This is a genomic window from Aromatoleum evansii (assembly GCF_012910805.1).
GTDB classification, from domain to species: Bacteria; Pseudomonadota; Gammaproteobacteria; order Burkholderiales; family Rhodocyclaceae; genus Aromatoleum; species Aromatoleum evansii.
Genome location: NZ_WTVK01000002.1, coordinates 68162 through 80743, shown reverse-complemented (window position 1 = coordinate 80743; position 12582 = coordinate 68162). Strand labels below are relative to the sequence as shown.

Below are 12582 nucleotides of genomic sequence, written 5' to 3'. Positions count from 1 at the left end.
GCAGTGGTGGATACGGCGAACGACATGGCGAACATCGTGGATCAGGCAGGGCAGGGCGGACGTTCCGGTAAAGGTTCAGGAGGAGGTCGTGGTGAAAAAGCCGGAAAGGGCAGCGGGGAGCGCGGTCGCCGGCGCGAGCCGCTGCCCGAATCCGCGCTTGCTGCCGCCGCCGCGGCGCTCGCGGCCGACCTCGACGCCGGCATCACGCCGCGCGCCGACCGTCTGATCGAATACCTGCACCGCCTGCAGGACGCGCACGGCGCGCTGCACGCGGACCACCTCGCGGCGCTCGCCGAGGCCCTCAAGCTCGCGCGCGCCGAGGTGTTCGAAGTCGCGACCTTCTACCACCACTTCGATTTCGTCCCGAACGGCGCGGAAGCCCCCCCGGCGCTCACCGTGCGCGTGTGCGACTCGCTCGGCTGTGCGATGGCGGGCGGCGCGGAACTCGCGGCTTCGCTCGCGAGCCGCCTCGGTGCCGACGTGCGCGTGCAGCGCGTGCCCTGTGTCGGCCGCTGCGATTCCGCGCCGGTCGCGGTCGTCGGGCAGCAGCCGGTGCTGCAGGCCGACGCCGACAAGGTCGCCGCGGTCGTCACGAGCGGCGGGCGCGACGAGGCCCTGCCGGACGCGATCCGCTTCGACGCCTATCGTGCCGCGGGCGGCTACGCGCTGTGGGAAGCGGTGCGCAGCGGCGCACGCGACACGGAATCCATCGTTGCCGCGCTTGATCACGCGGGTCTGCGCGGTCTCGGCGGTGCCGGCTTTCCGGCCGCACGCAAGTGGCGCACGGTGGCCGCCCAGCCGGCGCCGCGCAACATGGCGGTGAATATCGACGAAGGCGAACCCGGCACCTTCAAGGACCGCCACTACCTCGCGACCGATCCCCACCGCTTCATCGAAGGCATGCTGATCGCCGCGCGCGTCGTCGGCATCGCCGGCATCTGGATCTACATCCGCGACGAATATCCCGCACTGCGGCGGCTCCTCGCCGAGGAACTGGATCGCGTGCGCGCCGAGTGGCCGGAGCTGCCGCCCATCGAACTGCGCCGTGGCGCCGGCGCCTACGTGTGCGGCGAGGAGTCGGCGATGATCGAGTCGATCGAAGGCAAGCGCGGCATGCCGCGTCTGCGCCCGCCCTACGTCGCCGAGGTCGGCCTGTTCGGCCGCCCGACGCTGGAGCACAACCTCGAGACGCTGTGGTGGGTGCGCGACATCGTCGAGAAGGGTGGCGACTGGTTCGCGGGCTTCGGCCGCAACGGGCGCAAGGGCCTGCGCAGCTACTCGGTCAGCGGCCGCGTCGCGAAGCCCGGCGTGATCGTCACCGACGCCGGCATCACGTTGCGCCAGCTCGTCGATGAGCACTGCGGCGGCATGCTCCCCGGCCACGAGCTGTACGGCTATTTCCCCGGCGGCGCCTCGGGCGGGATCCTGCCGGCGAGTCTCGCCGACGTCCCGCTCGACTTCGACACCCTCGCGCCGCACGGCTGCTTCATCGGCTCCGCGGCCATCGTCGTGTTCTCGCAGCACGACCAGGCGCGCGTGCTCGCTGAGAACGCGATGGAATTCTTCGCCCACGAATCCTGCGGCCAATGCACCCCCTGTCGTGTCGGCACGGCCAAGGCGGCCGAGCTGATGAAGGCGCCGCAGTGGAACGCCGGGCTCCTCACCGAACTCGGAAAGACCATGATGGACGCCTCGATCTGCGGCCTCGGCCAGGCCGCGCCGAACCCGATGCAATCCGTGCTGCGCTTCTTTCCGCACGAGGTCGCCGCCCAGCAGCAGGAGCAAAGCGCATGAACGCCGCCGACATCATCCGTTTCGAACTGGACGGCCGCGAGATCGACGCCGTTCCCGGCGAATCCATCCTGCAGGCGGCCAGCCGCGCCGGCGTCGAGATCCCGCACCTGTGCTACACGGACGGCCTGCGCGCGGACGGCAACTGCCGCGCCTGCGTCGTAGAGATCGACGGCGAGCGCGTGCTGGCGCCCTCGTGCTGCCGCGCGCCCAAGCCCGGGATGAAGGTCAAGGCCGAAAGCGAACGCGCCCGCGCCTCGCAGCGCATGGTGCTGGAACTGCTGCGTGCCGACGTCCCGGCCGAAGCCGAGAAGACCGGCTCCGAGCTCGCGCACTGGTGCGACGAGCTGGGCGTGAAGGAGTCCCGCTTCGCGCCGCGTGAACAGCCGGCGCCCGACCGCAGCCATCCCGGCATCGCCGTGAACCTCGCCGCCTGCATCCAATGCACGCGCTGCCTGCGCGCCTGCCGCGAGGAACAGGTGAACGACGTCATCGGTCTCGCGCGCCGCGGCGCCGACACCGCCATCGTGTTCGACTTCGGCGATCCGATGGGCACCTCCACCTGTGTCGGCTGCGGCGAATGCGTGCAGGCCTGTCCGACCGGCGCGCTGCTGCCCGCGGCGCTCGCGACCGCCGCGCCCGAACCCGCCGTGGTGCTCGGCGCCTTCGCGGAACCCATCACCACGCCCGCAGCGGTCACCGAGACGAAGGCCATCGACTCGCTGTGCCCGTACTGCGGGGTCGGCTGCCAGACCACCTACCACGTCGCCGGGGAAGGCGAGCAGGCGAAGATCGTCCACGTCGTCGGCCGCGACGGCCCGGCGAATGCAGGCCGCCTGTGCGTCAAAGGCCGCTACGGCTTCGGCTACCCGCGCCATTCGCAGCGCCTCACGAAACCGTTGATCCGCAAGCCCGGCATCCCGAAGGCCGTCGACCTCGACCCGGCCAACCCGCTCGCGGCCTTCCGCGAAGCGAGCTGGGAGGAAGCGCTCGACTTCGCCGCTGCCGGCCTCGCGCGCATCAAGGCCCAGCACGGCCCGCACGCGCTTGCCGGCTTCGGCTCCGCGAAAGGCAGCAACGAGGAGGCCTACCTCTTCCAGAAGCTCGTGCGCGCGGGCTTCGGCACGCACAACGTCGACCACTGCACGCGCCTGTGCCACGCGTCCTCGGTCGCCGCACTCCTGGAAGGCATCGGCTCCGGCGCGGTGTCGAACCCGGTGCGCGACGTCGAGTTCGCCGACGTGATTGTCGTGATCGGCGCCAACCCGGCCGCGAACCACCCGGTCGCCGCGTCCTTCATCAAGAACGCGGTGGAGCGCGGTTCGAAGCTCGTGCTGATGGATCCACGCGAAACCCCGCTCGCCCGCCACGCCCACCGCTTCCTGCAGTTCCGCCCCGACGCCGACGTCACGCTGCTGCTGTCGCTCGCCTGCGTGATCATCGAGGAAGGGCTCACCGACGAGGCCTTCATCGCCGCGCGCACCGAAGGCTTCGACGCCTTCCGCGCCGCCGCGCTGCAATTCTCGCCCGAGCGCGTCGAGTCGATCACCGGCATCCCCGCGCAGACCGCGCGCGAAGTCGCCCGCCTGTACGCGAAGGGCCCCAACAGCATCATCTTCTGGGGCATGGGCGTGTCGCAGCACACCCACGGCACCGACAACTCGCGCTGCCTCATCGCGCTCGCGCTGATGACCGGCCAGATCGGCCGCCGCGGCACGGGCCTGCACCCGTTGCGCGGCCAGAACAACGTGCAGGGGGCGTCCGACGCCGGCCTGATCCCGATGATGTTCCCCGACTACCAACGCGTCGCCGATCCCGCGATCCGCGCGAAATTCGAGACGTTGTGGGAGACGCCGCTCCCGGACAAGCCGGGCCTCACGGTCGTCGAGATCATGGATGCCGCGCTCGCCGGCGAGATCCGCGGCATGTACATCGAAGGCGAGAACCCCGCGATGTCCGACCCCGACCTCGCTCACGCCCGCGCCGCCCTCGGCGGGCTCGATCACCTCGTCGTGCAGGACCTCTTCCTCACCGAGACGGCGATGCTCGCCGACGTGATCCTGCCCGCCTCCAGCCTGATGGAGAAAACCGGCAGCTTCACCAACACCGACCGCCTCGTGCAGCTCTCGCAACCCGTGCTGCCGCTGCCCGGCGACGCGCGGCCCGACTGGTGGATCATCCAGCAGATCGCGCAGCGCCTCGGTCTCCCGTGGAACTACGCCGGACCCGCCGACATCTTCGACGAACTGCGCCAGGCGCTGCCCGCCTACGCCGGCATTACCTGGGCGCAGCTCGAAGCGGAGAGCGCCGTCATCGCGCCGAAGTTCACCGAGGACGGTCCGTCCTATCCGGTGCTGTTCGAGCAGGACTTCCCGACCGCGAACGGCCGCGCGCGCTTCGTCGCCGTCACGCCGCTCCCCGCGGCGGAACTGCCCGACGCCGACTACCCGATGGTGCTCACGACCGGCCGCGTGCTCGAACACTGGCACACCGGCTCCATGACCCGCCGCGCCAACGTCCTCGACGCACTCGAACCGCAGCCGTGGTGCACCGTGCACCCCGACGACCTCGCCGCGCTTGGTGTCGATTCCGGCGCGACGATAAGCCTCGAAACCCGGCGCGGCGCGATCACGCTGGAGGCGCGCGCCGACCGCGGCATGCAGAAGGGTTCCATCTTCATGCCCTTCTGTTATGTCGAAGCCGCCGCGAACCTGCTCACGCAGCCCGCGCTGGACCCATTCGGCAAGATTCCCGAGTTCAAGTACTGCGCTGCCAGGATCACCGCGAAGGAAACCGTCGAGACCTGACCCCGCTCACCCGTCAGGGCGGGCGCACGCGGCGCGCCGGTGCGTTCGGACGGCGGGCTGTCGTGAGAGCCGGAGCGGGCGCGGTTGCGGGGGAAACAAGGCGACGCATGTCTGAGGGCGCGCAGCGCCCGAGTTTGCGTCGCCGCCCCCGCGACCGCGTCCGCTCCGGGAAGCCGAAGGCCGCGAGCGTCTGCCCGCTGGACGAATGCGCCGGGACAAGCGCCGTGTGTGTCCGCCCTGACGCCGCCATCGCCGGACTGCCCGAATCCCGCTTTCGATACGGCCTCAACGACCATTTTCATGCGATGATGCCGCTTTTCCTCAGCAGTCCCAGCGCCTTCCCGCAATGAATACCGAAACGACTCCCGAAGCCCTCAGCCCGCAGCCCCAAGCCGAGGCCAAGGAAGCAAAGCCCGCCGGCCTCGACGCCCGCGGCCTGCTGCAGAAGCTTCAGGAAATCTCGCCCACCTTCGGCGAAGTCAAACCGCTCGCGCTGCGCATCGACAAGGCCATCGCCGAGCGCTTCCCCGACGTCGACCGCAAGGTCATCCGCAGCGCGATGCGCATGCACACCGCGACCACCCGCTACCTCAAGGCCGTAGAGAAAGCGTCCGCGCGCTTCGACCTCGACGGCAAGGAAGCCGGCGAAGTCACCGAGGAACAGCGCCAGCACGCCGCGCAGACGCTCAAGGAGCGCTTTGCCGATGTCGCCAAGCGGAAGAAGGCCGCGGCAGAAGCCGAACGCGAGCGCCAGCGTGCCGAGGAAGCCGAGCGGCGCAAGGGCGAGAAGCTCGCCCAACTCGTCGGCAAGTTCGCCAAGCGCTGAGCAGCGCTCGCTGTCCGGTCGCGCGTGACGGTGGCGGACCTCAGTCCAGCCGCCGCGTCAGTACCGTCGCCGCGCGCTCCGACAGCACCATGATCAGCTTCATCCCCGCCCGCGTCGCGCCGACGAAGAGCTTGCGCACCGTCAGCGGATCCAGCGCCTCGAAATCGATCTCGGTGAAGATCACGCAGGGGGCGGCCTGGCCCTTGAAGCGGTAGACCGAGTCGATAAGGAAGTCGCCGTCCGAATACACCGGGTTGCCGAGCAGGTCGTAGGTGCCCGTGAAAGCCTTGAGACGGTGTGCCCCGAGCCGGTCGAAGGGAGTGAACACCGAATGCTCGCGCCCACGGAAGGTGATCGTCGCGATCATCTCGCGGCGAAAGCCCAGCCCGATGGCGCGGGTCATCGCGCGCTTGGTGGCGTCGACCAGCCCGGCCGTGTCGGTCCAGGTCAGGAACTCCACGTCGGAGCCGCTGAGCGGACTGCCCGCCTCGAGCGCGTGTGGCAAGGGCAGCATGCGGTTCAGCGCGGCGAGGATGTCGCCGGGGCTGCGGTAGTTCCGGTCGCTGGTGATGCGCACCCAGCCCGGCAGCTCGACGGGCGGGCGGTCGTACAGGTTCTGCAGGGGGTCTTCGAGCCACCACGCCCGGCCGGCGGGTCGCAGCAGGCGCAGCAGCGCGTCGCGCCACTCCTCGCGGAAATCCTGCCCTTCGTCGACGATCAGCTCGTCGAAGTGCCACGCCGCGCCCGGATCGAGCGAGCGGAAGCGCTGTTCGATGCGGGTGAAAGCGTCGGGCAGGCGAAAGTTCGGCACCTCGCCGTGCGTGCGCAGCACGCGGTCGCACAGCTGATGGTAGGTGGCGATTTCCCCGCCGGGCGGCGCGATCAGGGCGATGTGGTCGGCGAGCGGGCGGTTGTAGCATACGTATAGTGGTCGCCGCCCCGCCGCGAGCGCGTCGCGGAACACCGCCATCGCGAGCTGCGTCTTGCCGCTGCCGGCGGTGCCCGTGACGCGCAGGCGGAAGGGCTCCATCTCGATGCGCCGCGCCCATTCCGCCAGTCCGCCGGCCAGCCGCGTGTACAGCGCCTCGGCCTGCCCGACGATCGCGTTCACCTCCGGCACCAGTTCCAGCTCATTCGTGAGGAAGCGGTGGATGTTGTCGAGCACCACGCGGTCGCGCACCTCGTCGCGCAGCAGGCTCTGCACGACCGCGACGAGGTGCTGGCGGCGGCTTGCGTCGACGATGCGCGCCGGATCGACGCCGGCGCTGCCGGGCTGGCGCACCGTGTAGTCGGGGCAGTAGAGCAGGCTGTCGATGCGCGCCTTGTGGCCCTTCAGGAACACCCCGAGGCGCTCGCGCAGCTGGTCCGCGCTGCGTGCCATCTGCACGCCAACGTTCTTCTTCGTCTTCGCGTAGGTCTTCACCAGCCCGTCCTGCGTCTCGTCGAGGAAGCCCGACTTCTGCTCGATCAGCAGCAAGCGCCCGCTGGGGCCGACGACGACGAAGTCGATCTCGCCGAACAGCGCGTGCTCGCGGTCCACCCGCGTCCAGTGGATGCCGTGATAGACCGCATGGTCGTCCGGGAGTCCTTCCGCGAGCGTCGCGAGCGTCTCCAGCTCGCGCGCCAGCGCGCCGCTCGCGGGGATGCGTTGCCAGCCTTCGGGGTGGATGCGTGCCATCGTCGAGGTCTCCGGGAGTCGTGAAAAGCAGGCGTCGAGTGCCAATTATTGCATTGCCGGTCAGCCCGCAACGCGTGATTCAATGCCAAGTGCGTAGTCCAAGAGGATTATCCGTCGGTCGGGATCATTACAGGCTGGGGACATCGCTCGGGCGCCCCATTCTGGGTGCCTAAGTGCTTGGGCATTCGCACAAAAATACCCTCAATAAAGGCGTGGTTAAGACGTTAAGATCCCAGCACGGGGCAGAAATCGCGGTCTCGCAATAGCAACATGCAAAATGTCAGGGAGCCGAACAATGAGTGTCAAACACCGATTGCTGGTCATGGTAGCCATCGCCCTCATCATGCTCGCCACGGTGATGGGGATCGCGCTCTACCGCATGAGTCACCTCGCCGATTTCCAGGATGACGGCTTTGCGAAGACGCAGACCCAGGCGAGCGCGGCGGAGGCCTCGCACCTGGGCACCCAGTTCTATCAGATCTTCGCCGACACGATCATCAACCGTGACATCGACGCGGCCAGGAAGGAATTCGCGGCGCTTTACGCCGAGGCAGGCAGCGACCTGCAGCGGCTTGCCGAGGCTGCCGACACGCCCGAGGAGAAGGCCGCGGTGGCCGCGGCCCGCAAGGACGTCGAGACGATCGTCACGCTGTTCGAAAAGCGCCTGCTGCCGGCCCTCAACGCCGGCAACGAGGTCGATCCGGCGATCCATGCGATCGACGACGAGGCCGATGCCACGGTGAGCCGCATCCGCGAGCAGCTGGCCAAGGTCGCCGAGTCGATGGGGCGCGAGGCGCTCGACGCCGACAAACACTTCGACGAGGAGCGTAGCCGGACGCTGGTCGAGATCGCCATCATCGCCGCGGTCGCCGCGATCGCGCTGGCCGTGTATGCGGCGTTTGTACTGCGCTCCATCCTCAAGCCGCTGCAGATCGTGCAGAACGCCGCCGAGCGTATTGCGGCGGGTGATCTGACGCACGCCTTCGAAGTGGACGGCCGCGATGAGCTGGCCAAGGTGCTCGCCGCCTGTCGCACGATGCAGGGCAACCTGCGCGAGATCGCCTCGAACCTGCAGGAGCACGCCGAGGGACTCGCGTCGATGAGCGAGCAACTCGCGGCGACGACCACGCAGCTTTCCGGCTCCACCGAGCAGCAGTCGCAGGCGGCGTCCTCGATGGCGGCATCGGTCGAGGAAATGTCGGTGAGCATCTCGCAGGTCTCCGATCACGCCAAGGATGTGCGCGCCGCCGCGACCGAGTCGGGGCGCAAGTCCGCCGAAGGGCACGAGATCGTCACGCGCATGGTGGAAAGCGGACGGGTCACCGCTTCCGCAGTGACCCACACGGCCGAGCAGATCCGCATGCTCGGCGGCTTCTCCGACCAGATCTCGTCCATCGTCGCGGTGATCCGTGACATCGCGGACCAGACCAACCTGCTGGCGCTCAATGCGGCGATCGAGGCCGCGCGCGCCGGCGAGCAGGGCCGGGGCTTCGCGGTCGTCGCCGACGAGGTGCGCAAGCTCGCCGAGCGTACGGGTAAGTCGACGCAGGAGATCACCGAGATGATCTCGCAGGTGCAGAACGTCACCCGTGACGCCGTTGCCAGCATGGAAAAGGTCGTGAATCACATGGGCGACGTCGACAGCTTGTCGCGCGAAGCGGGTGCCGCGATCAGCGCGCTCACCGACCAGGCGCGCCAGGTCGTGTCCGCCGTCGAGGACATCACCAGCGCGCTGCATGAGCAGTCGACTGCGAGCAACGAGATCGCCCGGCGTGTCGAGCAGACCGCCCAGATGAGCGAGGAGAACAGCGCCGCGGTGAAGGAGACCGCGACCGCTGCCCACCAGCTCGAAGGCGTCGCGGCCCGCCTGCAGACCACCGCCGGCCGCTTCCGCCTCGCCTGAGTTCCACCCGCCGCGCTCGCCGCGCGCCTGCGTCACCCGCTCCCTGACCACCTTTCGCCCCCGCGCCGCGACCGCCACGGTCCGCGCCCGGGGGCGTGTCTTTTTCCGTCCGGTGCGACCGCTGATGCGGGATGCAGAGAAAACGCGGGTGCATGTCCGACAGGTGAGTAAATGCAAACACCATTCATCGGGTGGCGTCGCGGTATACAATGGCGGCCTGCAGCATCGCTCTCATGTCCGCCTTGCGGACCCACCAGCAGGAGTCTGTTCGTGAAGAAAATTTTCGCCCTCACCCGCGTCATCGTCGCCGCGGGAATGGTCGCTTCCATCGCCCCCGCAGCCTTTGCGGCCGATGCCGCCGTCAAGACCGTCGCCGCCGTGTATCAGGAAAAGGCCGAGCTGTCGGGCAAGGCGATCCAGGTCAGCGGCAAGGTCGTCAAGGTGAACAACGGCATCATGGGGCGCAACTTCGTCCACGTGCGCGACGGTTCGGGCGATCAGGCCACCAACAACCTCATCGTCACGAGCAAGGACACGGCCGCGGTCGGTGACGAGGTCGTCGTGACCGGCAACGTCAAGCTCGACCGCGACTTCGGCTCCGGCTACATGTACCCGCTGCTGGTCGAGGACGCGACCATCACGAAGAAGTAAGCGTCAGGTTTCCGGGGGCCGGCGGCGCAATGCGGCCGGCCGTGCCGGCGTCGGCGCCCGCCGTGGCGTCTTCCCGCCGGTTTGCGGCGCAAATGTCGCAAGCCCGACAACGCGTCACCCCGCTCTATCCCGAAAGCCGCACCCCGCGGGGCTTGCGCTCGTGGCATGCTATTCGCTCTCAGCACTCAGGGGGCGCACGCAGCCCATATCGGGAGCCCGCTTCGATGTTTTCGGTAGTCCGCAGATTCCTGGCCGCAACGGCCCTCGCACTGGGGGGCGCGCACGCGTTCGCCGCGGAGGTGCAGGTGGCGGTCGCCGCCAACTTCACCGCGCCGATGCACAGGATCGCCGCCGCGTTCGAGCGCGACACCGGCCACAAGGCCCGGCTGGCCTTCGGCGCGAGCGGCAAGTTCTACGCGCAGATCCGCAACGGCGCACCCTTCGAGCTCTTCCTGTCGGCCGACGACACGACGCCGGCGAAGCTGGAGGAGGAGGGCGCGGCGGTCGCGGGCAGTCGTTTCACCTACGCGATCGGCAGGCTGGTGCTGTGGTCGGCGCAGGCCGGCGTGGTCGACGACAAGGGCGAGGTGCTCAGGCGCGCCGCCTTCGCACATCTTGCCGTCGCGAATCCGAAGACCGCCCCCTACGGCGCGGCGGCGCTGGAGGTCATGCACAAGCTGGGGGTCGCCGACGCGCTCGCGGCGAAGCTCGTGACGGGCGAGAACATCGCGCAGACGCACCAGTTTGTCGCCAGCGGCAATGCCGAGCTCGGCTTCGTCGCGCTGTCGCAGGTGTGGGACGACGGTCGGCTCACTGGCGGGTCGGCCTGGATCGTGCCCGCCGGGCTGCATGCGCCGCTGCGCCAGGACGCCGTGATCCTCGCCCGCGGGCGCGACAATCCGGCCGCGCGGGCGCTTGCGGACTACCTGCGTGGGGCGCAGGCGGCCGCGATCATCAAGTCCTACGGTTACGGACAGTGAGACGAGCGGGGCGATGATGAGTGCGGCCGACCTTGCGGCGATCCGCCTGACGCTGGAGCTGGCGGCCGTCACCACGGCAATCCTGCTGGTGATCGGCACGCCCGTCGCGTGGTGGCTCGCACGCACGCGCTCGCGCCTGAAAGGCGTGGTCGGCGCCGTCGTCGCGCTGCCGCTGGTGCTGCCGCCGACCGTGATCGGCTTCTACCTGCTGCTGCTGATGGGCCCGCACGGCCCGGTCGGACAGCTCACCCAGGCGCTGGGAATCGGCCTGCTGCCCTTCAGTTTCGCGGGCCTCGTTGTTGGTTCCGTGTTCTATTCGCTGCCCTTCGTCGTGCAGCCGTTGCAGCAGGCCTTCGAGGCCATCGGCGAGCGGCCGCTGGAGGTCGCCGCCACGCTGCGCGCGGGCGCGCTCGACACCTTTTTCAGCGTCGTCCTGCCGCTCGCGCGCCCAGGCTTCGTCACCGCCGCGGTGCTGGGTTTCGCGCACACCGTCGGCGAGTTCGGCGTGGTGCTGATGATAGGCGGCAACATCCCGGAGAAGACGCGTGTCGTGTCGGTGCAGATCTACGACCACGTCGAAGCGCTCGAATACGCGCAGGCGCACTGGCTGTCCGCCGGCATGGTGGTGTTCAGCTTCCTCGTGCTGTTCCTGTTGCACAGCCGCAAGCGCGGGAGCGTGCGATGAACCCCGCCGCGACAGTTCAGGCTCCCGACCCTGGCATCGAGGCACGTTTCCGGCTCGTGTGGTCCGGCTTCGCGCTCGATGCGGCGCTGCAGCTGCCCGGGCGCGGCGTGAGCGCGCTGTTCGGGCATTCGGGTTCGGGCAAGACGACGCTGCTGCGCTGCCTCGCGGGCCTGGAGCGCGCGACGGACGGCTATCTCGCGGTGCGCGGCGAGCTGTGGCAGGACGACGCGCGCGGGGTGTTCGTGCCGACGCATCGCCGTCCGCTCGGCTATGTGTTCCAGGAGGCGAGCCTTTTCCCGCATCTGTCGGTGCGGCGCAACCTCGAATTCGGCCAGAAGCGCGTCGCCACGGCCGAGCGCCGCGTGTCGCTCGATTTCGCGATTGAACTGCTGGGCATAGCCCCGCTGCTCGAACGCATGCCTGAGCGGTTGTCGGGCGGCGAGCGCCAGCGCGTCGCGATCGCGCGTGCGCTGGCGACCAGCCCGCGCCTGCTGCTGATGGACGAGCCGCTCGCGGCGCTCGACGCGCAGCGCAAGGCGGAGATCCTGCCTTACCTGGAGCGCCTGCACGGCGAACTGGACATTCCGGTGGTGTACGTCAGCCATGCGCCGGAGGAGGTTGCGCGGCTCGCTGATCATGTCGTGCTGCTGCGCGACGGGCGGGTGCTGGCGTCCGGCGCGATCGAGGAGGTGATGCCGCGCCTGGATCTCCCCTTCGCCCACGACGAGGATGCCTTTGTCGTCGTCGATGCGCAGGTCGCGGAGCGCGATGAGCGATTTGCGCTGACGCGCCTCGAATTCGGCGGACTCCCGCTGTGGATCACCGGGCTGGACGCGCCGCTCGGGGCGCAGGTGCGTGCCCGCGTGCTCGCGCGCGACGTCAGCCTCGCGCTCGCGGAACGCCACGATTCGAGCATCCTCAACGTGCTGCCCGCGCGTGTGGTGTCGCTCGACGATGCGAGCCCCGGACGCACGCTGGTGCGCCTGGACGTCGCCGGCCGCGCGCTGCTCGCGCGCATCACGAAGCGCTCCGCGGTGCAAATGGGTATCGCGCCGGGCATGAGCCTGTTTGCGCAGGTCAAGGGCGTGGCGCTGCTGCGCTGATGCTGGGGGCGGCAATCCCTGCTGTGGGAGCGGCTTCAGCCGCGAATCGGCGATCCAGCTGGTGATGCCGCTCATTCGCGGCTGAAGCCGCTCCCACAAGAGGCTCCGGGGTTCCGGTTCGACGCGCTAAACTGTCAGTCCTTGCAACCCGAATCCCT

The 12582-nt window shown here is 69.2% G+C and carries 9 protein-coding genes; 8 read left to right on the top strand and 1 reads right to left on the bottom strand.

Features of this window, described 5'->3' with window-relative positions; genetic code table 11:
* The first annotated feature begins 6 nt into the window (after positions 1 to 6).
* The 3 genes from GO615_RS01470 (at position 7) to GO615_RS01460 (ending at position 5424) form a co-directional block, all read left to right on the top strand.
* Entirely contained in the window at positions 7 to 1794 is a 1788-nt protein-coding gene (locus tag GO615_RS01470; RefSeq protein ID WP_339380054.1) for an NADH-ubiquinone oxidoreductase-F iron-sulfur binding region domain-containing protein, read from the top strand.
* Positions 1791 to 4598, top strand: coding sequence for a formate dehydrogenase subunit alpha (gene fdhF / locus GO615_RS01465; RefSeq protein WP_169125268.1), 2808 nt, complete (start codon positions 1791 to 1793; stop codon positions 4596 to 4598). Before GO615_RS01470 ends, fdhF begins: the two co-directional genes overlap by 4 nt.
* Positions 4599 to 4944: 346 nt before the next feature.
* Positions 4945 to 5424 (top strand): ProQ/FINO family protein, encoded by a 480-nt coding sequence (locus tag GO615_RS01460; protein WP_169125267.1) that lies wholly within the window; start codon positions 4945 to 4947, stop codon positions 5422 to 5424.
* Positions 5425 to 5464: 40 nt separating this feature from the next.
* On the opposite strand, the gene GO615_RS01455 is transcribed toward GO615_RS01460, so the two are convergent.
* The gene (locus GO615_RS01455) at positions 5465 to 7102 is read right to left on the bottom strand and encodes an ATP-binding domain-containing protein (RefSeq protein ID WP_169125266.1); all 1638 of its coding nucleotides are present in this window, start codon (positions 7100 to 7102) and stop codon (positions 5465 to 5467) included.
* A 295-nt stretch (positions 7103 to 7397) separates the two neighbouring features.
* Between GO615_RS01455 and GO615_RS01450 the strand changes: the two genes are divergently transcribed.
* From GO615_RS01450 to modC, 5 genes are all read left to right on the top strand, one after another.
* Positions 7398 to 9005 (top strand): methyl-accepting chemotaxis protein, encoded by a 1608-nt coding sequence (locus GO615_RS01450; protein WP_169125265.1) that lies wholly within the window; start codon positions 7398 to 7400, stop codon positions 9003 to 9005.
* Positions 9006 to 9275: 270 nt separating this feature from the next.
* Complete coding sequence (locus GO615_RS01445) at positions 9276 to 9656, top strand: hypothetical protein (RefSeq protein WP_339380053.1); 381 nt, start codon at positions 9276 to 9278, stop codon at positions 9654 to 9656.
* Positions 9657 to 9880: 224 nt separating this feature from the next.
* The gene (modA, locus tag GO615_RS01440; protein ID WP_169125264.1) at positions 9881 to 10636 is read left to right on the top strand and encodes a molybdate ABC transporter substrate-binding protein; all 756 of its coding nucleotides are present in this window, start codon (positions 9881 to 9883) and stop codon (positions 10634 to 10636) included.
* 13 nt (positions 10637 to 10649) lie between these two features.
* Entirely contained in the window at positions 10650 to 11321 is a 672-nt protein-coding gene (modB, locus tag GO615_RS01435) for a molybdate ABC transporter permease subunit (protein ID WP_169125263.1), read from the top strand.
* Complete coding sequence (modC, locus tag GO615_RS01430; protein ID WP_169125262.1) at positions 11318 to 12424, top strand: molybdenum ABC transporter ATP-binding protein; 1107 nt, start codon at positions 11318 to 11320, stop codon at positions 12422 to 12424. Before modB ends, modC begins: the two co-directional genes overlap by 4 nt.
* Positions 12425 to 12582 lie beyond the last annotated feature (158 nt).